Here is a 25,160-nt window from a genome sequence, read left to right on the forward strand (position 1 = left end):
TGGTTTGCAGATAGGCATGAAGCATAAGCAGCAGATATTCGCCGTCGGGTGCAGTTCTGCAGCTTGGATAACTCGCCCGCACTGCACATTTAATAGCGAGACCAGTTTCCCTTTACGTAGCTGGCGGCAAAAGGAGAAAACTTTACGTAACTGGTGGCAGGAACTTAGTCTTGTTACGTAAGTGGCGGCAAGAACTCGGGCTGCGATTATTGCTGTCAGAAGTGCTTGTGTTTGTGCTGGTCGTAGGGTCGTGATAACGACGGCTTTCTCGTCGTTAATCAAAATTGCTTATTTTGCCGCCAGTTACGTTTAATAATGCAGATTTTGCCACCACTTGCGTTAGTTTGGTCCAGTTTGGCTGGTTCCAAGCGGTGTTTTTGCATAGCGGTCAGGCTTGATCTATGCAAAAACACCGCTTTCCATCCGAATAAACACCGGCTTTTTATTTCACTAAGCCAAACAAAAAATACGAAAAGTCTTTTAAATCTAGCTGTCTAAATCTGTGCCGGTATGCGGTCGGGATTGAGCTGGAAATATGAATATTTCTATATGGATATTTAGATTTCGCACTATGCGCGGATATCGAGAAAACGGCTCACACAAAGGGAAACCTCAGCAGCGGACGATTGTGTACTATCTGGCTTCATTGTATTTCATAATCTTGCATAAACTGCCGCTTCGGTGCGGGACGGTTAATCGTAGTGCGGCAGGGAAAACCGGAAACAAAATCAATAACTATTGTTCAACCAAAAACTCAACTCGAAACGAGTTTTCATCCAGAAAAGCCCGCCATACCAACGAAAACACGAAAACATCAATGACTTTTGTCCGCTAGCCCTCTTAACGGCTTAGCCCTTGCGGGTTCGATTCCTGCTGTGTTTATAAAAACTCCCAAAGCGGGAGAGCTTCGGGAGTTTTTCGCGGAGATAGGGGGATTCGAACCCCGAGGGCTTGCACCCAACACGCTTTCCAAGCGTGCGCCATAGGCCACTAGGCGATATCTCCTAAATATCTGCGTCACGATGAAACTACTCGAAAGCAGCTGCAAGCGTGAACACAGTAAAACATTCTATCGGTAAAAGTAATGAAAACGAAAGCTGATTATCTGGCTATTGAGGTGTCTTTGCTCTCACGAACCTGTAGTTTTGGAATATAGCTTTCCTAAAATCTGAATTTTCACGTAATATGGTTTATGGCTCCCCGCGTGGCGTCATCTTCGGAACTCCCCAGGGCAGGAATGCAGCAAGGGTACGGAGCTCTGGCGGGTGCGTGGGGAGTCTTTTATAAAATTGCTGACCGCAAAATTATTTCTCCAGCGCGGTATTTTGCATTTAATAAATTCTCGTTATCTGCGCAGATGAAGATGGCTGATTTTCCTCTTGATGCCTGCGGTTTGAACGTCGAGTATATGCTTTGAGGGCGCGCAGTTTTTGATGCAAGGGAATTACGTATTTTGCTTTTATGTTTGTGCGGGGTGTTTTATGTGAAAAGTTTTTTAATGGTACTGCGTGGTCTTGTTCTGGTTTTGTCCCAGTTTATGTTCAATCTGCTTGAGTTTGATTGGTTAGGTGTATCCGGATTGTGTCAGGCTGGTGCGTGTTTCCCGGTTTGCTAAGCCGACGGATTTAGTCCCGCAGCTTGAACAGTCCGCCTGTCTTATGTTTTTAATAGCAGGGCTAGCTTCCCGGTATGTAAGTGGTGGCAAAGGAGAAAACTTTACGTAACTGGCGGCGGGAACTTATTTTCGTCACGTAAGTGGCGGCAAGGACTCGGGCTGCGATTATTGCCGTCGGAAGCGTTTGTATTTGTGCTGGTCATAGGATTGTAGTAACGACGGCTCTCCCGTCGGGAATCAAAACCATCCATTTCGCCGCCAGTTACGTTGAAAAGTGTGGATTTTGCCATCAGTTACGTAAGCCCGCAAGCATTTCGCCATCACTTCCGCGGACGTATAAGCATTTTGCCGCCGGTTACGTCATCTCGCAATGCTCCCGCCATCAGTTGTGTTAGCTAAAGCGGATCCCGTTGCCAGTTGCGTAAACCGATATCTGCGGCGCGAGCAAAAATGCGAAGATTCCTTAAGCTAATACCTGCAGCGCAAACAAAAAACAAAAATACGAAAAGCCGAGTTAATACAATCATTTCACCTGTAACTCAATAAATCGTCTGTAACTCAATCATTTCGTCTGTAACTCGATAAATTTCATTTGACATTCGCTCCCGCAAACCTTTACTGTATTAGTGTAGTAATACAGTAAAGGTCGGTAAATCGTGTTACTCGCACAAAACAAAACTAACTAAAGGCAAGGTGGAAGTGGACTTTAATAAAAATGCTCCAATTTGGCGGCAGCTGCGAAATCTCTTTGCCATTTCGATTGCAAACGGGGTGTGGATGTTAGGTGCGCAAATTCCTTCAGTGCGGGAGTTAGCCGCTGAATATGGGGTGAATCCAAATACGATTCAAAAAGCGCTTTCCGAGCTTGAAGCGGAAGGATGTTTGGAAACCAGGCGCGGTTTAGGGCGGTATGTAACTGAAAATAAAGTTCTTGTAAGCAGGCTGCGTTTCGAAGTTGCAGCGGAAGCCGCAGAAAAATATGTAGAAAAAATGCATGCCCTAGGGTTAACGGAAAAGGATGCTTGTGAGTTGATAGCCAAAGAGTGGCAAAAGAAAAATGATTTTCAACGAATGTTTTCGCAAATATTTCGGCGAAACGAAAATGAAAAAATGAAAAGGAAGGTGAGACTGTGATGGGTCGGCAAATGGCGGATTTTGAAACTCTTGTCCAAATTCAAGATTTAACAAAAATATATGGCGTGCGGCAAAAGGTAAATAAAGTTAATAAGAATAAAAAAGCCGAGCGCGGGCAGTACGGTGATGGAGATTCACTGGAAATATCAAGCAAAACAGCTCTCGACTCAGTTAATTTAAATATCGAGAGCGGCAGAATAATCGGTTTGCTTGGTGAAAATGGCTGCGGGAAAACAACTTTGCTGAAAATTCTTGCGGGAGTGCTGCAGCCAAGTGCAGGTTCAGTAAAGATTGCGGGTGCAGAAATTGGTGCACAAACCAAAGCAATTACATCTTTTTTACCGGACGCAGATTTTCTTGATAAAGCAATTACGCCAGCAAAGGCATTTCATTTATATCAAGACTTCTTCCCTGATTTTGATATTGAAAAAGCGCGGGAGCTTCTTGCTTTTCTCGGTTTGCACGAAAATCAGCGCTATCAAACAATGTCAAAAGGAATGCGGGAAAAGCTCAAGCTCATCTTGATTATGAGCCGTGAAGCAAAACTTTATTTACTTGATGAACCAATTTCTGGTGTAGATCCGGCAGCGCGGCAGGCTTTGCTTGACACAATCTTGCGCGGCTGGAACCCAGATTCCACGTTAATCATCTCCACGCATCTAATTACTGACATTGAAGCAATCCTTGATCAGGCAATTTTGATGCGCGGCGGAAAAATCTTGATGTATCGAAATGTTGATGAACTACGTGAAGAATATGGCAGTTCCCTAGATCAATTGTTCCGAAAGGAGTACGCAAATGTTCGTTAAAATCTTCAAACAAGAGTTCCGTGAGACGGCGAAACTTATTGGCTTCGGGTTGGGGCTGGCGATTGTGCTTGACGTGATGAGCCTATTTATGATTCTCAGTCCGTATACGGCGTTGCAGATTACGGGAAATATAATGGGGGTAATGGTCCCATTCGCACTTCTCATTAGCATATTTTTCTACTTAGCCAATCGTTACTGGAAAACTATGTATGGCCAGCGTGCGTATTTTACCCACGCATTACCAGTGAATTCTGCTGTAATTTTGCGCGCAAAGTTTCTTTGGTTCTATCTGGTTCACCTCTTAGCTGCTGTGGTTTCGGTTATTGGTTTTACGTTTTTCTCACTGGCGAGCGTTTCGTCGTATCGCGGCCTTTCGGGTTGGATTAATTCCGCTGGCGTCGTCGTCCGCCCTGAACCGAGCATTTGGGTAAAAATGGGAGATTTGTGTGCGCTGTTTGCGCAGACTATCGCGAACCTAGATTTGATTAAAATAGCTGCAATTGCGGCGCTGATTCTTGGGTGTGAGCTATTGGCAGTAGTCTGGGTGTTAGCGTCTTCTGCTTTGGCAAATCATCGAATTTTTAGCCGTTTATCTGAGAATTGGGCGCTCGCAATTTCAATCGTGTCCACCTATCTGGTGTATCAGACTGTGACCGTAGTGTCGATTTTCGCAATTCCACTTCACTTGGTGCTAAGAGAAACTGCTGATGGCAGATGGAGTTCGACACAGTTTGTAGCAGGAGGAATCATGGATGTGGTTACTCGTGAGGGAAATTCAGAGGTGATTTCAAAAGCTGAGTTTAGTTCTTCCAGCTATTCTGTGATTCCGCTTGGGATGTTTCTAGTGATAGTCTTGCTTTTATTACTCGGATACTGGATTTCACATCAAATGCTTAAAAAGCAGCTAAATCTGCGCTGAAATATCTGCGAATTAGGCTGAATACTGCGGTTAATTTTGCGTAGTTACAGGGTAATTGCCGTGTAGCTGTCCTGTCAGCCAAATCAGATTTTTCGCTCCGTCGCCGAAACCACGCTTCTTGCCTTTGAGCGGTGTGGCTTCGCGCGACTACAATGGCAGACGTGAATGAACTAATCCTCGGTATTGAAACTTCTTGCGATGAAACAGGCGTGGCTCTTGTGCGCGACGGCGAACTGCTTGCCGATGTCACTGCCACCTCGATGGATGAATATGCGCGCTATGGCGGAATCATCCCGGAAATCGCATCTCGGGCACATCTTGAATCTTTTGTTCCAACCCTAAATGCGGCTCTCGAGAAAGCTGGTGTGAAGCTTGAAGATGTAGACGCGGTAGCGGCGACGGCAGGGCCGGGGCTTGTCGGTCCGCTTATTGTCGGAGTGAGTGCGGCGAAAGCGCTTGCACTCGCGCTTAACAAACCGTTCTATGGGGTAAATCATATCGTTGGACATATCGCCGTCGATCAGCTTGTGCATGGGCAGTTCCCGGAAAAATTTATTGGTTTAGCGGTTTCCGGCGGACATTCGCATCTGATGCTGATTCGCAATATTGCAACCGATATTTCGGAGCTTGGCGGAACTCTAGACGATGCCGCCGGCGAAGCTTTCGATAAAGTCGGGCGGTTACTTGGTTTGCCGTATCCGGGAGGTCCGCACTTGGATCGGCTTGCGCGTGATGGCGACGTAAACGCAATTCGCTTCCCGCGGGCCTTGCGTTCGGGGAAAAATAAGGCGGAACATAAGTTTGATTATTCTTTCTCAGGATTGAAGACCGCCGTCGCGCGGCATATTGAAGGTTTGGAAGCACGCGGTGCAGAAATTCCGAAAGCTGATATTGCGGCTGGTTTCCAGGAAGCCGTAACTGGCGCATTGATGGAAAAGGCGATTGTTGCTTGCCATGAAAATGAGTGCGATACGCTCGTGATTGGCGGCGGTTTTTCTGCTAATTCCCGCTTGCGGGCGCTTGCTGCAGAAGAAGCCGCACGTTCGGGGTTAAAAGTGCGAATCCCGCCGATTCGTTACTGCACCGATAATGGCGCAATGATTGCAGCGCTTGGCTGGGAGATGGTGCGCAGCGGTGTGGATCCGTCGCCGCTTGATATTTCTGTGAATACCAGTCTTCCGCGGGAAATTACAATCGTGAGGTAAGTGAAGAACTGCTGCTTTAGGTGTGTGCGAGATTCTTCGAACATGCTGATAACGTTTATGCGGGTGAATTTGAATTAGTTGTTTGCGTCTTTGGAGGAAGCGGCAGTGGATGCTTTTAGTGCAGAGATCAAAATACAAACCGAGCAGTGCGCCAACCGCTGTGAGGATAACTAACAGGATTGCGCTCACGTACAGTACTTTTTGGTTAGCATTTCAATTGGGAATAAACCATATCCGGCATCTTTTTATCGTACAGAGTTCAGGCTGGTTTCGTCATATAAAAGTGCAGTCGAATCGGGACCGCCGGAAAATAGGAGCACCACTTCGTTATTATGCGCGTTTTCACGCAAATGTGATAACACGCATATGCGAAATGTATAAAACTGTTCTTCTGAATCCGGCAGTATTAAGTATTTGTTTGTCCACTGTGTGAAAAAGTGCGGGCACAATTCACAGCTTTCCGTGAAACTTCGAAACCGCACGTCGGATTGCGTAAACTAGAGAACGTGAGTATTGCCTTATATCGCCGCTACCGGCCAGAAATTTTTGAAGAAGTAATCGGTCAAGACCATGTGATCGAGCCGTTAATGGCGGCTTTAGAAGCTGGGCGGACAACTCACGCCTACCTTTTCTCAGGTCCGCGCGGATGCGGCAAGACTACCTCAGCGCGGATTCTCGCGCGTGCGCTGAACTGCGCTGAATATCCAACCCCCACTCCATGCGGCGAATGTGAATCTTGCCGGGAACTCGCACGTGACGGCTCGGGTTCACTCGATGTGGTCGAGCTCGATGCGGCTTCGCACGGCGGTGTAGATGACGCTCGTGAGCTGCGCGAGCAGGCGAGTTTTGCTCCAGTGCGTGACCGTTTCAAAATTTTTATTATCGACGAAGCGCACATGGTCACCACGCAGGGTTTTAACGCTTTGCTCAAACTTGTTGAAGAACCGCCGGCGCATGTGAAATTTATTTTCGCCACCACAGAACCGGAAAAAGTTATTGGTACGATTCGTTCCCGTACGCATCACTATCCGTTTCGGCTTGTTCCTCCGCCGCTGCTTGAAGAATATTTGGGAGAGATTTGCCATGACGAAGGGATTGACGCTCCGCGCGAAGTACTTTCGCTGGTAGTGCGGGCGGGAACCGGTTCAGTGCGCGATACGCTCTCAGTCTTAGACCAGATTATTGGCGGTTCCGACGGAGTCAGCCTTGACTATGATCGTGCCGTCGCTTTGCTTGGATATACTTCTGCGCATTTACTTGACGATACGATAATTGCTATTTCGCATAACGACGGGCCGGCACTCTTTCAGGTCGTCGATTCAATTGTGGCTTCCGGTCATGATCCGCGGCGATTCGTGGAAGATCTATTACAGCGGCTGCGCGATTTAGTAATTCTTTCACTTGCAGGGGAGTCTGCACGGGAAGTGTTTGTTCAAGTACCTGATGATCAATTCGCCGCGATGATTGCGCAGGCTGGTTTGATTGGGGCAAAACGGGCGTCATTGTGTGCTGATTTTGCAAATGAAACACTTACGACGATGGTGGGGGCGACGGCTCCGCGGCTGCAGCTTGAATTATTGTGCGCCCGGCTATTAGTACAGACGGTTCCAAATGCGGGTGCTGGTACTGGTTCGGGTGTTGGCGCTGGCAATGCTGCAGATACTGCCGTTAGCGGGAGTGCGCCGAATCCGAATCAGATTCGATTCGCGGAAAATGGCCGCAGCACGGAAAACAAAACTGGTGCGGGTGTGCAAACTGCGATGGCGAAGAACACTGTATCTGCTGCTCATATGCCGGGTACACATCATGTTTCCGAGAATCCGTTATCCGCACCGATGCCTGGAATTAACGGCAATCCGCTGAATGTTGGAAAAGCGGATGCTGCGGTGCAAAGTACTGCAGTACAGAGTGCCGGCGCTGCAGAGAACTTGCGAAAACGGCGAACGCCGGCAGGGAAGCGGAGCAGAAAGCACGAATACCGGCAGTTCCGGATTTTGCGGCACTGCCCGGTGCAAACAGGGCAGCATTGCAGCCGAATACGCCACAGCCAGCTGCTGCCGAAAATTTTTCATCGCCAGATTTTGCGAAAGTTGTACAAAATTGGGGTGAAATAATGCAGCTCGCGATGAGTAAATCCAGTGCGGTTGCCGCAATTCTCGAACATGCTGCAGGAGCGGCAGCACTTGAACGAAATGTGCTTTCAATTTATTTTGCGAATGAAAAACAGGCGGCAAACTTCAATCAAACAATTCCGGCACTCGATGTAGTAGCGCGTGCGGTATATGCAAAAACGGGATTGAAAACCCGAGTGCAAGGAGTAGTTGCGCGTGCCGAAAGTAAAGGCGGCAGCATAAACCCAAAGTTGAAGCTCCGCTAGAGCGCGCGGAGCTATTACGAAACCAAGATGATAATCCGCTGCAGGAATTTTCAATACCGCAATCAGTGCAGCATGGCAGCAAAGCTGATGAAAAGGCAGAGCAAAATTCCGCAGCTTCGGAAACGAGTGCAAAAACATCTCCAGATTCGCAGCCGGAAATACAAGCGGAAAATTCAGAAACTGTTCATTACACAGAAAATCCAAAAGAATTAACAAAATTAAACCGCCCTGAGAACAATGATCCGGTCGGTGTGTTGCGTCCGCTGCTGAATGAAGTGCGCGGATTAGCTTTGGAAAAGAAAACAAGCAGCGAATCCGGTATCGCCTCAGAACCTGGAAAACCTGGAAAACCTGCGGAAACTCCGGATTCTGCAGAAAATACGGCGCCTGGCATATCCGCGCAGTCTGGAACAATACCGCAAAATGCAGAAACTTCTGCACCGGCGGAATCAACATCAGCTGCACATGCACCGGAACCAGTGCAAGCGCAGCCGCCAAGGCTGCAGATATCAACGCAAACACAAGCGGCAGCATCACAGAATCAAATGCCGGCAGCTGCGGATTCGCAGCCATTTTATCGGCAGAATCTGCCGCATATTCCGCCGGCAGACCTTCCGAAAACACCTGCCGCAAAAGCGGAAAATATGCCGGCAGCTGTGCAGAATCCAACAGCAGAGCGCACGAATACATCACAGGGCCCAAATATACCTTTTTCAGCAAATCGCAGTGCGAATCCTGCTGGCGCTGCTGCTTTGCCCGCTGCCGCCGCGATAGGCGGCGGGATGCATAATTTCAGTACCGAAGCGTTTACCGGATTAACAAGTAAAGCGCCAATCTCTGATGGGAAGAAAAATAGTGCCGGACCGTCGCTCTCTGCACGCCTCGCAGCGCATATCGATGCTTCTGTTGGCGAGACGGTTGATCCGTTTGCCGCGCTCAATGCGCAAGAACCTGCAGATGACGGCGAATTTACCGGCGACGAATGGGACGAAGTCTCAATTTATGATCCGTCGGTTTCAGAATCTGCTTTTGTAGGCGTAAACGTGATTTTAGAAGAACTCGGCGGGAAAATCATTGAAGAGATTCCGCATGGAAAACAAAACCGGCAGTAACAGGCGGACTTCAGCGCAGAAAGCGTTTTAATGCGAATTTACAGCTTTAATGTGAACTTATCAGCGGAGTCATTAATCAGATGCGTCAGGCAATCCGAATCGTGTACCGTTTACGTGGGTTGCTGCAGGTTTTAACGATGAGCTGCTTGGAAAGGTGAACAATGGCTGGTGTCTATGATGGAGCAGTGCAAGAGCTGATTGACGAACTGGGAAGATTGCCGGGGTTGGGCCGAAGAGTGCGCAGCGGATTGCATTTCACCTGCTTGAAGCGGACGATTTAGAAGTGAAAGCGCTTATTAACGCACTTGAAGCCGTGAAAGAAAAAGTGAAATATTGCCAGATTTGCGGAAACGTTACCGAAGATGAAATCTGCAAAATTTGTGCTGATACCCGTCGGCTTGACACGGTTATCTGCGTGGTTGAAGAATCACGCGACATCGTAGCGATTGAACGGACGCGTGAATATCGCGGCCGGTATCACGTGCTTGGCGGCGTAATCGATCCGATTGGCGGAATCGGGCCTGAAGATTTACGGATTCGTGAGCTGTATAAGCGTCTTGCGAACGGGCAAGTGCAGGAAATTATTCTCGCAATGAACCCGAATGTGGAAGGTGAAGCTACTGCCACATATCTATCAATGAATCTCGCCCAAATGGGTGTGGCCGTTTCACGTCTTGCATCAGGTCTGCCCGTCGGCGGAGATCTCGAATATGCCGACGAAATCACCCTTTCGCGCGCACTTGAGGGGCGTCAGCGGATCCACACCCCGAATGCGGGAATTTAGTTTTCGAAACTCGAAATTTATGCCATATATCCAGACCAGTCTTCTTCAACAAAATCTGCGTCTTCAATCTCGTCACGCTCAAGCAGTGTTTTTTCATCTGGGCGGGTGGCGAGAATCTGCTCGATATAAGACTGTGTAGCTTCACGCATCAGAATTTCGGTGCCCGCCTTCTCCGACATAAACCAGCGGTGGTCGAGAATTTCATGAAAAATTTGGGCAGGTTCGAGCTTTTCACGCAGTTCGCGCGGCACGGCACGGATTGTCGGCTCGTACACGTCAGTCATCCACTCGTGTGCGGTTAATGAAATCGGTTCATCAGCTTTATCGCGCAAGGTTTGATATTGCTGAATGTCATTAATCATCCGCCGGGCTTGCTGTTCCTGCGCATCAAGTCCGGTGAGTTTCATCAGCAGCCGCGAATAATGCCCGGCATCGACAACTTTCGGACGGATTTTCAATTCTGTACCTGCGGTATCTTTCCGCATCAAAAGTTCACTCACATCAAATCCGAGTTCATTCAAACGCCGGACACGGTTATCCATATGCCAGCGTTCGTCAATTGAGAAGCTTTCTTCACTTGTCAGTTCATGCCAGAGCTGGCAGTAGCGTTCCGCGAAACGGTTTCCAATCTCGATTGCATTATATTCATCGGAAAGAATCCCGCCGGCTTGCAAATCAAAAAGTTCACCGATGATATTTGTGCGGGCAACATCAATATCGTATTCGCGTTTTAATGATGAAATTTTTTCGTAACGTTCACCGGTTTCCGCGTCTACAAGATAAGCGGCAAATTCACTGGCATCGCGCCGAAATAGCGTATTCGAAAGTGAGACGTCGCCCCAAAAGAAACCGAGTAGGTGCAGTCTTACCATTAGTACAGTGAGTGCGTCAATGAGCCGATTAATCGTATCCGGGCGCATCCCTTCGTGGCTGAAAACGGCACGATAGGGAAGTGAGAAAGAAAGGTGGCGGGTAATTAGCGCCGAGTTGAGCGGTGTTCCGTCGTCGCTGAAACGATTGGTAATTACGGCAAGCGGTTCTACGCATGGCGCGTCAAGACGTTTCAACTCGCGTAAAGTCTCATATTCAGCATGTGCGACCTCATGGCTGATCTCCTTTATCGCAATAATCTGACCGTTTAATTTCACGAATCTCACCACATGGCGGGAAATACCGCGCGGAAGTGCAGCGATAATCGAATCCGGCCATTCGCGCAGCGGAATATTCCAGGGCAAATCGATAAGTGCTGGTTCTACTTGCGCTGACGAGATTTCAAGTGCTGTTTTCATAGTTTTACCCTACTTGGAGTTTCTGAGATTTGCGAGAAAATCGACGGCGAAAAGAAACACAGAATCTATTTTTGCGAGCGGAAAGCAGTAAAACAGGGCTGAATCCGGTTTTCAAATTCAGCCCTGCTAATTACTATTCAGTTTATCCGCCGATTTTCGTTTTCACGACGACGGCACAGCCAGCGCAGCCTGCAAAACAGCTGCAACCTCCAAGGCGCAGCGCAGCCTGCAAAGCAAGTAAACCAATTACGGAAACCGTCTTGATGTAAAACGATTTCAGAATTAGCCGGCCGCCGCAATCGAGGATTATTCCTCAATCCGTTTGCCTGTGCTTGGGGAGAAGAAATGAACATATCCGGCACGCGGATTCAAATGCATTACCGCGCCTGGATTTACGCGGCGCTCCGGCGGGACGCGAACAGTCATTGTGTCAGAGTTATCGCCTGATCCGAAGCGCTCAGATTCGTTTTCTGCCCCGACGACTGTTCCATAGAGGTAGGAATCGGAACCAAGATTTTCAATGAAAGTAACTTTCAATGGAATCGAGTTGCCTGATCCGTCGGATCCGTCGAAATTCTCAGGGCGTACGCCGATGGTGACGGTTGAAGCGTTTTCGGATTTCAAAGCTGCGAGCACTGCCGGCGGGAGAGTGAAGCGGGCTTCGCCGAACACTGCGTCAGTGCCGTCAATCCGCCATACGCCAAGATTCATCGCCGGGGAGCCAATGAATCCTGCCACAAAAGCATTTGCCGGCTTAGCAAACATTTCTTCCGGCGAAGCAACCTGCTGCAGAATTCCATCTTTCAGGACAGCGATTCGGTCGCCCATTGTGAGTGCCTCGGTTTGATCGTGGGTCACGTACAGTGTGGTAACGCCGAGTTTCCGCTGCAGGGAAGCAATCTGGGTGCGGGTTTGGACCCGCAGTTTCGCATCCAAATTTGAAAGCGGTTCATCCATCAGGAAGACTTTCGGCTTCCGCACAATTGCGCGTCCCATTGCAACACGCTGCCGCTGGCCGCCGGAAAGTGCTTTCGGTTTCCGGTCAAGGTATTCGGTTAAATCGAGAATCTTTGCAGCTTCCTCAACACGCCGCCGGATTTCAGCTTTATCCACTCCGGCAATCTTAAGGGCAAAACCCATATTGTCTGCCACAGTCATGTGCGGGTAGAGCGCATAATTCTGGAACACCATTGCGATATCCCGGTCTTTTGGCGTTACGTCGGTAACGTCGCGTTCGCCAATGAAAATACGGCCCGAATTAACATCTTCGAGACCTGCGAGCATTCGCAGTGAAGTAGATTTGCCGCAGCCGGACGGGCCGACGAGAACCAAGAATTCGCCGTCTGCAATCTGGAGGTTGAGCTGATCTACTGCAGGTTTATCTGCGCCTGGATATACGCGGGTAGCGTCTTTGAAAGTAACGTTTGCCATAATGGTATATTCCCTTCACCGGCAGGTACGTGCCGGACGATCCGTAGTGAAAGGTGTTTCCGGAGAAGAAACACAGCAAATACGTCGGTGTATTTGCTGTCTCTCATTATTGCATAAATCACCCTGATTTTCCCCTGAACCTGCGATAAGTGAGCCGGAACGCAAAAATATCTTAGGATATCGTTGAAAGCAGCAGAATTACGATTTGAAAAGTTAACCATGTTCGTGTTTTGAAAGGAGGGCGGGGGTGGAATTTACTGCAGCGAATTCAGATTTTCACCGAGATTTGCGGACGCCGCGAAATGTTGAAGGATACGAGCTTGTACAGAAAATCGGCGCAGGAGGAATGTCGGCGGTTTATGAGGCGATTAGCCCTAACGGATCGCATGTGGCGCTGAAACTGCTCCACCCGGCTCTTGCTGATACGGATTTGGCACGCCAGCGGCTGCGCAGAGAAGTGGCAATGCTCCAGCGGGTGCAGGGGAAGCATGTGGCGCAGATTCTTGATGCAGAGCTTGATGGAGAAAATCTTTTATCGTTACAGAATTAATCGCCGGTCCGACACTGGAAACAGATGTGCGGAAAGACGGACGCTACACGCAGGAAGATTTGTATCAGCTCGGAGTGAAACTCGGCGAAGCCCTGGAGTCGATTCATCTTGCAGGGGTGCTGCATCGTGATTTAAAACCTTCAAATGTGATGCTTGCCAATGGTGAACCTGTGCTGATTGATTTTGGAATTTCACAAATGGGTGCAGATTCGCGGCTTACACAGACGGGTTTCCTCACACACACGCCAGGTTTTGTGATCCGCGGGTATTGCGCGGAACAGAGCCTGATGCGGCTGCAGACTGGTGGGCGATGGCTGCGGTATTAGCTTACGCGGCTACCGGTACGCACCCATTCGGCAGCGGGCTTCCTGCCGTCGTAATGAATCGTGTTCTCAATGCGAATCCGGATCTTCCGCTGCTTTCTTCGGATCTTGCCGCAGTTTTTACACAGGCGCTGGCAAAAGATTTGCGGAATCGGCTGAAATATTCTGAATTGCTTGCGGCAGTTAATGATTCGGGAGCTGCTGCAAAAATCGCTGCAGATTCGGTGTTTGAAAGCGGCGGAGCTGAACAGGGAAATAGTTTTGCTCCGGAAAATAACGGGGATACTGGCGGCGCAGAGACTGCGGAAATTCAGCGTCATCGTGAGTATGAAGATGAGCATGAGTATGAAACGCTGCGGTTTGCTGAATTTCCTGCGCATTACGACGGCAATGGGGAAGCAACTGCGGTTTTTCCAGTCAGTGCAAAGAATGATTTACCGCAAACGCAAATATTAAAACCGGCAGTATTTCCGCCGGTTGCCGGTTTTCCGCAGGCAGCATCGCCGCCGCTGAACTTTCCGTCTGATAACGTTTCGTCTGAGCTGCCGGATACGGCGGCGCCTGCTTTCGCTTATCCGGTTTCGCGGCCGGCAGGTGCATACGTTCCGGCAGGTGCATACGTTCCGGCAGGTGAATATAGAACAGCAGGGGAGTATAGGGCAGAGAGCGGAGTACAAAATGCGGCAGCCGGATATTCGGTTCCGCATTTGCAGAACCATCCGTCGCTGATTTTACTTCTTGGGGCTGTGCTGATTTCTTTTGGGATGAGTGCGCCGATTTTCGTCTACCTGCTGGCGGTTGCTGCCGGTGTGGTGTTAGACGCGGTTGGTGCGATGCGTGAAAAGCTGGTTGCCCGGCGGGTTCGGCGCGGACGTGCCGGCGGTTCAGATTCCGGAGTGCTGCTTGCGTTTTTACCGGTTGCGCTGCTTCGCGGGTTTTTCAGAAGTGTTTTTCGGGTGTTCTTGGTGCGCTTGGCGGATTTATGATTTTGCTTGTCGCTGCGCGGATTTTCGGGGAAGCACCGATTTATGATTCGGATTCTGGAGTTGGTTTCGCTGCAGTTTTAAAGCAAAATTTACAAGAAATTTCTGCTGGCAATCCGGCGGCGGTGTTAATTGGAATCAGTGCCGCACTTCTGATTTACTGGATTTTTCCATCATCGCGGGAAATTCGGATGGGAACGAAAGTAGTGTTCACTAAACTTGCGCCGGCGAATTCTCTTTATGTTTTCTGGCTGCTGCTGTTTTTCGCAATGGCACTGTGCGGATTGTGGTTAAACTCGCTGGGCGGAGCGGTAAGTTGGAATCCGTTGCTTGTGCCGGGCGGATAACCGGATTGAAAACAATAGCTGAGTCAAAACCTGGTAACCGATCTGTTAACCGGAGGGCAAAATTGTTTGAATGCTCAACTGAAATCCGGGAATTTGAAATTACGCCGACGGCTTGCAGCTTTGGAAATAATACGTGTTGGAGTGGAAGACCGCCGGTGATAGCGCATAAAATCAAGATGAATTTTAAACCGCTTTGCATGCTGTTTCCGCCTGTTGATAATGGTGATTACAGCTGTTCCGAGAAATGAAATAAAAGAGGATTAATGGGTTCGAAGCAAACGCCGGGCATGACAGGCAACAGGTTAAGCAAAGAAGAACGGCGCAGCGCGGCGCGTGAAAAGCACGGCTGCTGCGCGAACAGGAAGAAAAGCGCGCGAAGCGTAATCGGATTTTGGCGATTGCAGGCGTACTGATTGCAGTTGCGCTTGTATCGTTAGTGATTTTCAAAATTGTCACTTCCGGATCAGCCGGAGATACCGGCAGCTATACGGGTCAGGCGCGTGCAGCTGAGTTGAAGAATGTCAGCGCTGATTTCGGTATTGCCGTCGATAAAGATGGGCAGGCGATTGCCGCCCCCGATGAAAACTTGGCGAATGTTGGTGTTTTCTCCGATTTGATGTGCCCGCATTGCGTGAGCCTGGATCATGCTTCACGTGCAGACTATGAGAAGTACCTTTCGGAAGGGAAAATTCAAATAGTCGAGTATCCAGTGCAAATTATGGGTACAGACTACTCAAAGTATGGTAATGCGGCATTGTTTTACGTAGCTACTTATGCTCCGGAGCATTTCTCGAAATTCCATGCAGCACTTTTTGAACGTTCCTACAAAATTATTGTTGAACGTAGCGGACAAATGCCGACTGCAGCAGAAATTGCTGATATTGCGAAAGGCGTGGGAGTTCCGGAAGATGTTGTGAATGATTTGCCTGCTTCGATTATTTCTGCGGATTGGCAAAAGAAAGTCGAAGCAGCCACCGAGAAATTCCGTGAAGCTGGATGGACCGGTACGCCGACAGTTACAATCAATGGTACTGAAGATAAAAGCTGGGGTGAGGGCAGCTTAGGCGCAGCGTTCGCGAATGCGGTGAAAGCTGGTCCGAAGAGCAGCGCAGCTGCGAAGTGAGAGCGGAATTACAGCGCGGGATAGCTCGGCGGCGGGATTGCGCTGTAATGTTTCCTTCTTGGCAGGTTTGGTGAGCGAATCTGATTAGAATCTGCATTATCGGCTCGGTCTGGATAAAACAGGCCGAGCCGATTTATTTTCCGTCGTTACCCTGCGGATATGGGCTTATTGGATTTGTTTGCTTTGCTGGCTTACAGAGTTCGTTTTTGCTGCGGTCGTTTTGCTTGGTTGGTTTAACGAATAACGGATACGGATTTGCGGTCTGCGGGTTCGGGTATGGAATGGGTTTGTGTGCGGATTGCGAAATATCGGCCGATCTGAATCGGAAATGTGAAATGCGTGGTTGAGTGCAATTTGAGTTGGCGCTCAGACCCTGGTTTCTGGCATGATATAACTCGCTACAGTTTGCAGCGAAAGATGAGTCGCACAAATTATAGCAATGCCTCCTTAGCTCAGTTGGTAGAGCGCCGCTCTTGTAAAGCGAAGGTCGTCAGTTCGAGTCTGACAGGGGCTCCGCTATTAGCGCAGCTGCAAAGCCGGCAGATTCTGTGTTCCGCCTTATCGGGTCACTGTGCCTTTTCCTGTTTTTGAATGCCTGTCGGCTGCCTGCGTTGAACTTGATATTGCGGGTAAAACTATCGGAAACGCTCATCTGCGGTAACAGTGCGTGAAAACTTTTCCTTAAAAGAGTTAGGGAATCAAAGATTCAGGCAAGATTGTAAACTAACAATGTTTCGGTACTTTCCAAAATAGCAGGATTTTGAAAGCGGCGGATAAGATAAAAGTTTTATTCACTTAACGAAAGTCCTATACGTATTTGTTAATTTTCGGTAAAATTGGGAAGTCACCCTTCAATGAGGAAGAAAATAGGGGTATTTAATGAAATCACAGAAATTATTCTCACCTCATCGCGGTTTTAGCATAGCTACGATGATTGCGCTTGTTTTTGGCGCATTTTTGCTGCCGATGGGTGCTTCTGCAGCAGAGGTCGCATATCAGCTGTACCCAACACCGCAGCAGATTTCGTACGGCGATGGCAGTTTCACGCTTGGCGCCAAAGCGAATGTCGTGGTGGAAGATGGAATCGATGCCGAAACAAAAGCCCGGCTTGATGAAGTACTCAAACTGAAGAACATTACGAAAGAAGCATCGAACGCGGCAACAGAGGAAGTTGGGAAGACGCAAATCCTCGTCGGAATCAATGGATCCGATAAAGCGGTTGATAAGTATGTGAAAACGCTGAAGACCACAGCGGGTCTGCGGCTTGCGGATGATCTTTTCACCGGTAAAAACCATAACGATGCTTACCTGCTCGCTGCAGTTCCGGGAGATAGCGCGCGTGCAAACACCATCGTGGTTCTCGGTAAGGATACGGATTCTGCCTTCTACGGTTTGACTACGCTGTATCGGATTTTCCAACAGATGTCTGGTTCCGATATTCGGGTTCTCACTATCCAGGATTATGCCGACGTAATTACCCGCGGTTTCATTGAGGGCTACTACGGCGAGCCATGGAGCACTGAAGATCGGGTAGAGCTAATGCGCTGGGGCGGATACCAGAAGCTGAATGCCTATGTTTATGCTCCGAAAGATGATCCGAAGCACAACGCGAAATGGCGCGAACTCTACACCGAGGAAGAGTTAAAGAGCAAGATTGCTCCGCTTGCAAAGGCGGGAAATGATTCGAAAGTGCGTTTTGTTTACGCATTGCATCCGTATATGCATACTCCGATTACCTCCGGCAACTATAATGAATCCACTGCGATTATGAAGAAAAAGTTTACGCAGGTAATGGATCACGGCGTACGCCAGATTGCAATTCTCGCCGACGATGCGCACAACCAAGGTCCGGCACATTACGCGAAAATGCTGGAAGACATGACTGCATGGCTGAAAGAAAAGCAGGCTGAGAAGAAAACCGACGGCACGCCAAAGTATCCCGGTTTGAAAACAACTTTGATTTTCTGCCCGGTTGCGTACTATGGGAACGGCGAATCTTGGTATAAGACTCTGCCGGAAAATGTGCAAGTAGTTAATACCGGCGGCCGGGTCTGGGGTAAGGTCGATAACAATTTCGTTACCCGTTTCCAACGCAATTCTGGAAACCGTTCCCCGTTCATGTGGATTAACTGGCCGTGTTCAGACAACGATAAAGACGCGCTGCATATGGGCGGGCATAACTCGTTCCTCGGTGCAGATGTGAAGCCGGGATCTGTTGAAGGTGTAGTGCTGAATCCAATGCAGCAGTCGGAGCCGAGCAAGCATGCAATCTTTATGAATGCTGATTTTACGTGGAATCTCTGGAAGTCTGCGAATCACGCTGACAAAGCTTGGGAAGATTCTTTCTCGTACGTCGACCATAATTCGCCGGCAGCAACTGCAGCTTCAAAAGCTTTGCGGAACCTCTCAGAACATATGCGGCGGATTTTCGGCGGCGGAGTTGTGTTTGAAAATGCTGAATCTGCTTCCGTAAAAGATAAGGTAGTTAGCTTCCAGACAAAGGCTGCTGCAGGTACCGCAACAGCTGAAGAAACTGATGCAATTGCTGAGATTTTTGCCGGCCTGGCACAAGATGCAAAGACTTACCGTGCAAATCCTGGTACACCGCGGACGTTTACCCAGATTGAACCATGGATTGGAGCATGGGGAGATTTAACTTCCGCTGCGGATCACTTCCTGAAGTCTTATAAAGCGTCGCTTACCGATGACGCCAAGACTATGGTTGCTGAGTACAATGCAGCGAAAGCTGCGATGGATGCTTACGGCAAGCATAAGTTTAGCTATGTCGATCATATGGAGTACGCAAAAGTCGGGAAAATGTATTTGATGCCGATGGTTGACGTACTTGCAAATAAGCTCGCAGAAAAGGTAGTTCTTGCTGCCGGACCGGAAGCAGATATGACCGCTTATATCACTTCGCGTTCCGATGCTCCGGACGGCGGAACTCCGGTAACTGCTGCATATGACGGATCTGAAGCGACAAAACTGATTTACAAATCGCCAAATAAGATCACCAAGGATACCTACTTTGGTCTGTTGAAGAGCAAGCCGTTCGATTTAACATCAGTAAAGTTCGTTCAGGGCGCCCCGAACGGGAAAGATTTCATTGAACATGCAAAGATTCAAGTTTTCGACGGTAAAGCTTGGATTGATGTAGAGGGGCAAGACAATCTCACCGGTTCGAAAGTAGAAGCATATGACCTCACTGTGAAGAACGTGCATGGCGTGCGGCTAATTGCAACCGCAAATAATTCACGTGATGCGTGGCCGACGATTGCGGAAATTGCAATCAATCCAAAGAAGCCAGTGCCGGCTGTTCCCGGTACAATCAGCTCTGTTGGTACCGCCGTTTATGGGAATAATGTTGCAGCAAATGCACAAGATGGAGACGAGAGCACGCTCTATTGGATTCATAACTCCGGCGGTGATTATGTAAATGCCAATAACCCGGTAGTTCTGACGTTTAATCAGCCCACAGAAATCGACACGGTACTTTTCGTTCAAGGACCAAAAGACAAAATCAGCAGCGGTGTGCTCGAATATTCTGCAGATGGATCTGATAACTGGAACAAGCTGGCAGATGTAACTGGCGATGCAAAGCAGGAGTTTAAATTTAAAGCTGTGACCGCAAAAGCGGTGCGGATTAAACCGGCAGCACAGTACCCGATTTGGTGGCAGATTGGTGAATTCCGTGCTTATGCAGCAGCAGACGCTCCAACGCCTGAACCAGGTGCCGATAATCCAGAACCAAAACCGAGCTTTACGGTTACTGCAGTTGCTGCTGTGCCTGCTCATGGAAAGGTTTCGGTATCTCCTGCGGGTGCGCAGCCAACTGGTACGGAAGTTACTTTAACTGCGAAAGCAAATGCCGGTTTCGAATTTGTAAATTGGGCAGACGCCAGCGGAAAAGCAGTTTCACAGGACGCAGTATTCAAAGTGACTGTGGGAAATGCGGATGCAAAGTACACTGCAGTGTTTAAGCAGATTGAAACTCCTAATCCGGGCGAAGTGCCAGGTGAAGAACCGCAGTCTGCGGAATATAGTTTGGCAGTGAACGGTACCGGCGCTTCTGCTTCCGTGTCCGTCGGAGAAAAGATGCATTTGATTGCGAAACCGTTCCCGGCAGGAACAGAAGTTACTTTCACTCTGCATTCTGACCCAATTTTGCTTGGCACAGTACGTGCTGCGGATGATGGTGCGGCAGTTCTGGACACGGTAATGCCGAATGTGTCTGCTGGTAAGCACACAATCGTGGCGAGTGCAGTTGTTGCTGGGAAGAAGATTGAGCTGCGGCAAGAGGTGCAAGTAACTGCAAAGTCAGATCAAACACAGCCATCTCAGCCTGCTCTTGATCAGTCAAAGGCTGATTCGGATAAGAATACCGGCAGCGGTTTAGCAAAGACCGGCGCTGGAGTGCTTGGTCTGCTCGTGATGGCAGGATTCCTTGGTGCGACGGGAATCTCGCTTATTTCACGCCGTCGTGATATCTAATCTGTTGCAGATAAGAAATCATAACTGAATCAAACTCGGGGAATTGGTTAGCTCGAAATTAATACGAAGCTGACCAATTCCCTGTTTTTCCGGTTTTAGATCCGCTGGATGCGGTGAGTGCGCAAATCTTTGCAGTAATCAGGAAACAGACGCAATTTTTCGAACTGTTTTTGGAAAAATATTCGCAATTTTGTGACGGTGCGTCGCCAGTATTTGAATCTATTCTCAATACTGGGTTACACTGCAAACAGTTTTTCGCGTTAAAATCGCGATTTCTGAACAGGTAATTTTGCATGAAAACTATTTATGAGCAGAAAGTTTAAGCGGCACATGCGAATTTTTTCATGATTTGCGGGTTTATTGCGCTCGGGTTAGCAGGTCTCGGTGTAGTTTTGCCGCTGCTTCCAACCACGCCGTTTCTGCTGCTCTGTGTTTTTGCTTTGCACGTTCCTCTGTAAAATGGCATAACTACGTGTTAAATCATCGGATTTTCGGACAATATTTGCGGGACTATCAAAACCATGAAATGACTACGGGGAGTAAAACTTCAACAATTCTCCTGATGTGGGCAGGAATGGGCCTTGGAGCATGGCTTTCAGGTTTTCGGCCAATCGTGGTTGTTTTGCTGGCGGTAATCGGTACCGGTGTGACAATTCACCTGATTTCGCTTGGGAGCCCGAATCGGGATTGCCGTCAGCTGCAGCAGAAAGATAATTCGAAAACCGCGGCTGATTTTTGAAAAGCGCGTTTCTCATATTTCCAGCTTGCTTCAGCTTGCGCAGCTAATGAGTGAAGCAATAATGAGACTGCAGCTGCAGGAGCGGAAAACGGCACAGCGGCTGATAATACGGGGACAAGATTGGAGAATATATGGGCGCTAACGATTTAGCAGCGGCAATTACGGGTGTCGCTGATATCATCACGCTCTATGGGACAATGTGGATTTTAATCGGGACGGGTCTCTATCTAACTTGGCGTACGAGATTTGTGCAGATTCGTTTCTTTAAACATATGGTAAAGACTGTGCTTGGATCGCGTTCCGGAGCAAATGGCGGGATTTCCTCTTTCCAAGCATTCTGTATTTCACTTGCTGCACGTGTCGGCATTGGGAATGTTTTTGGTGTGGCGGCGGCACTGCTGATGGGCGGCCCGGGAGCTATTTTCTGGATGTGGATTGTGGCGCTTATGGGCATGGCGACAGCATTTTTGAGGCGGTGCTGGCCCAGATTTTCAAAGTACGTGCGAACGACGGCACTTTCCGCGGCGGCCCGGCATACTATATTTCACTCGGTTTGCAGGCAAAACCGCTTGCCGTGATTTTTCCCTGATCACTGTGATTACTTGCGGTGTGGTGATTACTGGAGTGCAGTCGAATGCGATTGCGGAAACGTTAGCGTCTTCAGTAAACACGAATCCGGGGATCACCGCGGCAATTCTTTTTGCTTTCTCGGCGCCGGTGATTCTCGGCGGGATCCGCTCCGTGGCCCGGGTAACTGAAATTATGGCTCCGGTAATGGCATTAATTTATATTGTGCTCGCATTCGTTATTGTGATAATTAATATCGGCGAGTTTCCGCATGTTATCGGCACTATTTTCCATTCTGCTTTTGCTCCTGAACCTCTGGTCGGCGGGATGAGCGGCGGAATTCTCGCCGCAATCATCAACGGTACAAAACGCGGTCTTTTCTCGAATGAAGCCGGTCAAGGTACTGCTCCGAATGCTGCGGCGACAGCGACGGTGAACCACCCGGTATCTCAGGGGCTGATTCAGTCGCTTGGCGTGTTTGTTGACACGGTGATTATCTGTACAGCGACGGCGTTTGTAATTCTCGTTGCAGGTCCGGAAGTTTGGACTGCGGCGGGGGTAAATCCGGCAAATCTCACCACGCTTGCAATCGCACATTCACTTGGTGATTGGACAATCGTGCCGATGGCGGTAATGATTTTTGTACTGGCTTTCTCCTCAATTATCGCTGCATATGTTTATTCGGAAGTGAACCTCTGCTTTGTTACCCCGTCGAAGATCGGACCTTGGGTAATTCGGGTAGTGTCAATTACATCCGTCGTGATGGGCGCGCTGGTGTCATTAAATGTGGTGTGGGCGACGGTAGATATTGCAATGGCAGTAATGACGATTATGAATCTTGCTGCGTTGATTGCGCTTTCGAAGTGGGGAATAGCTGCGCTGCAGGACTATGAGAAACAATTAAAGCGCGGGGTGGAAGAACCGAAGTTCATCGCGAAAAATCTGCAGCTGCCAGGCGGATTAACAACCGGAGTTTGGGAGTAATTGCAAACTAATTACTGATTCGCGACGGCAAATACTGCGATGGGCGGAAGTTATGCGAATTAAGGCCGCGGATCAAAAGCGCGCAGCAAAACTTTTGAACCGAAATTATTCAGTGCAGCTGCCAGTTGATTGGGGCTGCACCTTGCGCTGCAAGCAGGGTGTTTGCTCGGGAGAATGGTTTTGAACCAAAGAATCCGCGGTTTGCGGATAACGGCGATGGATGTGCCGAAGCGATGATGGGAGTATTTTCCAGCAGCGGTGTAAGTTCTTGTGCCTGCCGCCCCCAGAGTATCGCGACTAACGGTTTTTGCCGGGCAACTAATGCTTTAATCGCGTATTCGGTAATTTCTTCCCATCCTTTGCCGCGATGTGAAGCCGGCGCTCCCGGACGGACTGTGAGAACTCGATTCAAAAGCATCACACCATTTTCACACCATGCGGTGAGATCTCCATGCTGCGGAATTTGAATCCCGAGATCGCTGAAAAGCTCGCTGTAAATATTATTCAGTGAACGCGGGAGCGGATGAACATTGCGGGCGACAGAAAAAGATAGCCCAATTGGGTGTCCGGGCGTCGGGTATGGGTCTTGCCCGACGATAAGCACACGCACATTTGCAAGCGGATATTTGAAAGCGTGGAAAACATTTTCTCCCGACGGCAGGTATGTTCTGCCTAATCCCAGTTCCTGCCGCAGAAAGTCTCCCATTTGATGAATTTTCGGTGCGATAGGTGAAAGTGCTTTTGCCCAGTCCGGAGCCATTATTTTGTCTAATGATCCGGCAGTATCTGAGCGTTGAGTACTATTGATGCTGCGGCAGGTATTGTCAATATTGGCGCCGTCGTGATTTTGCAGATTCTTCCCGGTTAGAGCGGAATTTCCGGTTTGGGGGAAATTTTCATCTTTCATGTTTTTAATTCTAGCTAATTTCAGTTGGAATACTGCGGGGAGAATCTGAATTAATTTGTACTAATTTGTATTAGGGAGAAGCAGAATCTTTTGGAGCGAACACGGTATTAGAGCAGATACAGCAGGGACAGTGAGAGTGCAGCGTGTACAGCAGGAACGCAGTTTACATAAGTATGTGTAAACGGTATGTTCAACAAATGAGTGAAAAGAACAGCGGCAGAATCGAAGCGAAGTCGGCAGATAATACAGGGAGATTAAGCGGTAATGGGAAATCGTGAGAAAGCAGAGCTGGAAGCAGAAATTGAGTTAGAAGCGCAAATGGAGCTGGAAGCGCAGCCTGAACCTGCGAATCGGAAAATACCGCAAGCAAGTCAAACGAATTCAGCGCAGAATGAATTGCCTGATTTGCAGGAGAAAATTTTGGAAATCGAGCGGGGGTGGTGGAAAATTGCCCCCACCCGCGCTGATGCGATCGCGAAAGTCCTGGGGTTTTCCGAAGCGCGGTATTATCTCATTCTCGGTGTTTTACTTGACTCGCCAGAATTTTGGAAACTTGATCCGCCGCTTGCAGGCAGACTCAAAAATCTTCGTGATAACAGATTAGAAGAGCGTCAAATACGTTCAGAAAACGAAAACTAGGGTAAGCTGAGCCTGTGGCAGATATTCAAAATCATTATGAAACAGACGAATTTGACGAACTCGCAAAACAGCGCCAGACCTATGGCGCCCATCGTGTGCGTCGGAAAAAATACGGCTGGTTGATTGCGGTTATTTTAATCGCCGTTTTGGCTCCGGTTGCCGGCGTGCTTGCCGGCGAATGGCTTTCACACAGTGAAGTTGCGCAGGAAACTATTTCGCAAGCTCAAAAGGGAAAGTCGGATCGTGTAAAGTCCGATACTGCGGATAAAGAGCAAAACACAGCCGGTGATACCGGCACGGATCAGAAGGCTGATTCGAAAGCCGCGGTCAATTCAGAAGATACAGAAGATTCAAAAACCGCTGCCGGCGCGCAATCTGAAAAAGAAAAAGAGAAAACTGTGCCTTCTCCCGAACCGAAACCGGCACCGGAACCGGTAATCGCGTTAAATACACCGCTCTCGGTACTTAACGCAACAAATATTAGCGGTCTTGCCCGAGAGAAAACACAGTTGCTGCGCAATGCGGGATTCACAAAAGTGAGCGCGTCGAATTACACCGGTCCGGGAATTCAACGGTCTACGGTCTACTATGGAGACGCAGCGCTCGCGGATACTGCAAAGAAAGTTGCGGCAAGTCTGGGGATTGCGGCGGCTGTTGAGAATGCGAATATGGTCCGGGCGGGAACAATCGTTGTTGTTTTGAAGTCGCGGTAAATTTTTCTCCCGCTGCCGATAATGTGTTCAGCGGCGGGATAATGCAAATATAGCGCGCCGGTTCTTAGCTTGCAGTGAAAACTTTTTAATGGATGAATACTTATCTTGCACTCGCGCCG

At 48.8% G+C, this 25,160-nt stretch carries 19 protein-coding genes, 2 tRNA genes, 1 other RNA gene and 3 pseudogenes; 20 read left to right on the forward strand and 5 right to left on the reverse strand.

Annotated elements, in window-relative coordinates; all coding sequences use genetic code 11:
• Positions 1 to 921: 921 nt before the first annotated feature.
• Positions 922 to 1,005: transfer RNA gene (locus tag RQN30_RS08835), tRNA-Ser, on the reverse strand.
• 186 nt (positions 1,006 to 1,191) lie between these two features.
• Between RQN30_RS08835 and ffs the strand changes: the two genes are divergently transcribed.
• Positions 1,192 to 1,285, forward strand: an RNA gene (gene ffs, locus RQN30_RS08840) — signal recognition particle sRNA small type.
• A gap of 431 nt (positions 1,286 to 1,716) precedes the next feature.
• On the opposite strand, the gene RQN30_RS08845 is transcribed toward ffs, so the two are convergent.
• On the reverse strand, positions 1,717 to 1,905 hold the full coding sequence (locus tag RQN30_RS08845; protein ID WP_353060162.1) for a hypothetical protein: 189 nt from the start codon (positions 1,903 to 1,905) through the stop codon (positions 1,717 to 1,719).
• A gap of 409 nt (positions 1,906 to 2,314) precedes the next feature.
• On the opposite strand from RQN30_RS08845, the gene RQN30_RS08850 reads away from it, so the two are divergent.
• From RQN30_RS08850 to recR, 8 genes and pseudogenes are all read left to right on the forward strand, one after another.
• On the forward strand, positions 2,315 to 2,749 hold the full coding sequence (locus tag RQN30_RS08850; protein ID WP_353060163.1) for a GntR family transcriptional regulator: 435 nt from the start codon (positions 2,315 to 2,317) through the stop codon (positions 2,747 to 2,749).
• Positions 2,750 to 2,760: 11 nt separating this feature from the next.
• Entirely contained in the window at positions 2,761 to 3,558 is a 798-nt protein-coding gene (locus RQN30_RS08855; RefSeq protein ID WP_491608726.1) for an ABC transporter ATP-binding protein, read from the forward strand.
• Positions 3,548 to 4,477: a hypothetical protein gene (locus tag RQN30_RS08860; RefSeq protein ID WP_353060164.1), complete on the forward strand. Its 930-nt coding sequence runs from the start codon at positions 3,548 to 3,550 to the stop codon at positions 4,475 to 4,477. The genes RQN30_RS08855 and RQN30_RS08860 overlap by 11 nt, the downstream gene beginning before the upstream one ends.
• Before the next feature lie 152 nt (positions 4,478 to 4,629).
• A complete protein-coding gene (tsaD, locus tag RQN30_RS08865) occupies positions 4,630 to 5,682 on the forward strand; it encodes a tRNA (adenosine(37)-N6)-threonylcarbamoyltransferase complex transferase subunit TsaD (protein WP_353060165.1) in 1,053 nt (350 codons plus the stop codon).
• Between the two features lie 437 nt (positions 5,683 to 6,119).
• Positions 6,120 to 7,796: a DNA polymerase III subunit gamma and tau gene (locus RQN30_RS08870; protein ID WP_491608665.1), complete on the forward strand. Its 1,677-nt coding sequence runs from the start codon at positions 6,120 to 6,122 to the stop codon at positions 7,794 to 7,796.
• 11 nt (positions 7,797 to 7,807) lie between these two features.
• A complete protein-coding gene (locus tag RQN30_RS08875; RefSeq protein WP_353060166.1) occupies positions 7,808 to 8,059 on the forward strand; it encodes a hypothetical protein in 252 nt (83 codons plus the stop codon).
• 65 nt (positions 8,060 to 8,124) lie between these two features.
• Entirely contained in the window at positions 8,125 to 9,171 is a 1,047-nt protein-coding gene (locus RQN30_RS08880; protein ID WP_353060167.1) for a hypothetical protein, read from the forward strand.
• Positions 9,172 to 9,332: 161 nt separating this feature from the next.
• Positions 9,333 to 9,955 (forward strand): annotated as a pseudogene (recR, locus tag RQN30_RS08885) (recombination mediator RecR).
• A gap of 17 nt (positions 9,956 to 9,972) precedes the next feature.
• Here recR and RQN30_RS08890 read toward each other — a convergent pair.
• Both RQN30_RS08890 and RQN30_RS08895 read right to left on the reverse strand, forming a co-directional pair.
• Positions 9,973 to 11,244, reverse strand: coding sequence for a DUF4032 domain-containing protein (locus RQN30_RS08890; RefSeq protein WP_353060168.1), 1,272 nt, complete (start codon positions 11,242 to 11,244; stop codon positions 9,973 to 9,975).
• A 306-nt stretch (positions 11,245 to 11,550) separates the two neighbouring features.
• On the reverse strand, positions 11,551 to 12,675 hold the full coding sequence (locus tag RQN30_RS08895; RefSeq protein WP_353060169.1) for an ABC transporter ATP-binding protein: 1,125 nt from the start codon (positions 12,673 to 12,675) through the stop codon (positions 11,551 to 11,553).
• Positions 12,676 to 12,922: 247 nt separating this feature from the next.
• On the opposite strand from RQN30_RS08895, the gene RQN30_RS12595 reads away from it, so the two are divergent.
• From RQN30_RS12595 to RQN30_RS08935, 9 genes and pseudogenes are all read left to right on the forward strand, one after another.
• Positions 12,923 to 13,225, forward strand: coding sequence for a protein kinase domain-containing protein (locus RQN30_RS12595; protein ID WP_491608666.1), 303 nt, complete (start codon positions 12,923 to 12,925; stop codon positions 13,223 to 13,225).
• 26 nt (positions 13,226 to 13,251) lie between these two features.
• On the forward strand, positions 13,252 to 13,551 hold the full coding sequence (locus tag RQN30_RS12600) for a protein kinase domain-containing protein (protein WP_491608667.1): 300 nt from the start codon (positions 13,252 to 13,254) through the stop codon (positions 13,549 to 13,551).
• Positions 13,494 to 14,534 carry a hypothetical protein gene (locus RQN30_RS08905; protein WP_353060170.1) on the forward strand — a complete coding sequence of 347 codons (1,041 nt, stop codon included), beginning with the start codon at positions 13,494 to 13,496 and terminating at the stop codon, positions 14,532 to 14,534. Before RQN30_RS12600 ends, RQN30_RS08905 begins: the two co-directional genes overlap by 58 nt.
• A complete protein-coding gene (locus RQN30_RS08910; protein WP_353060171.1) occupies positions 14,531 to 14,878 on the forward strand; it encodes a hypothetical protein in 348 nt (115 codons plus the stop codon). Before RQN30_RS08905 ends, RQN30_RS08910 begins: the two co-directional genes overlap by 4 nt.
• A gap of 391 nt (positions 14,879 to 15,269) precedes the next feature.
• Positions 15,270 to 16,001 (forward strand): DsbA family protein, encoded by a 732-nt coding sequence (locus tag RQN30_RS08915; RefSeq protein ID WP_353060172.1) that lies wholly within the window; start codon positions 15,270 to 15,272, stop codon positions 15,999 to 16,001.
• Between the two features lie 441 nt (positions 16,002 to 16,442).
• Positions 16,443 to 16,514, forward strand: a tRNA-Thr gene (locus tag RQN30_RS08920).
• 366 nt (positions 16,515 to 16,880) lie between these two features.
• Complete coding sequence (locus RQN30_RS08925) at positions 16,881 to 20,492, forward strand: beta-N-acetylglucosaminidase domain-containing protein (RefSeq protein ID WP_353060173.1); 3,612 nt, start codon at positions 16,881 to 16,883, stop codon at positions 20,490 to 20,492.
• 344 nt (positions 20,493 to 20,836) lie between these two features.
• Positions 20,837 to 21,231 (forward strand): annotated as a pseudogene (locus tag RQN30_RS08930) (YbaN family protein).
• A gap of 197 nt (positions 21,232 to 21,428) precedes the next feature.
• Positions 21,429 to 22,782, forward strand: a pseudogene (locus tag RQN30_RS08935) (alanine/glycine:cation symporter family protein).
• Positions 22,783 to 22,891: 109 nt separating this feature from the next.
• On the opposite strand, the gene RQN30_RS08940 reads toward RQN30_RS08935, so the two are convergent.
• A complete protein-coding gene (locus tag RQN30_RS08940; RefSeq protein WP_353060174.1) occupies positions 22,892 to 23,689 on the reverse strand; it encodes a uracil-DNA glycosylase in 798 nt (265 codons plus the stop codon).
• A gap of 264 nt (positions 23,690 to 23,953) precedes the next feature.
• Between RQN30_RS08940 and RQN30_RS08945 the strand changes: the two genes are divergently transcribed.
• Positions 23,954 to 24,328, forward strand: coding sequence for a DUF3263 domain-containing protein (locus tag RQN30_RS08945; protein WP_353060175.1), 375 nt, complete (start codon positions 23,954 to 23,956; stop codon positions 24,326 to 24,328).
• A gap of 14 nt (positions 24,329 to 24,342) precedes the next feature.
• Positions 24,343 to 25,041 (forward strand): LytR C-terminal domain-containing protein, encoded by a 699-nt coding sequence (locus RQN30_RS08950; protein WP_353060176.1) that lies wholly within the window; start codon positions 24,343 to 24,345, stop codon positions 25,039 to 25,041.
• Positions 25,042 to 25,160: the final 119 nt, after the last annotated feature.

The organism is Arcanobacterium hippocoleae, from assembly GCF_040360365.1.
In the GTDB taxonomy this organism is placed as follows: domain Bacteria; phylum Actinomycetota; class Actinomycetes; order Actinomycetales; family Actinomycetaceae; genus Arcanobacterium_A; species Arcanobacterium_A hippocoleae_A.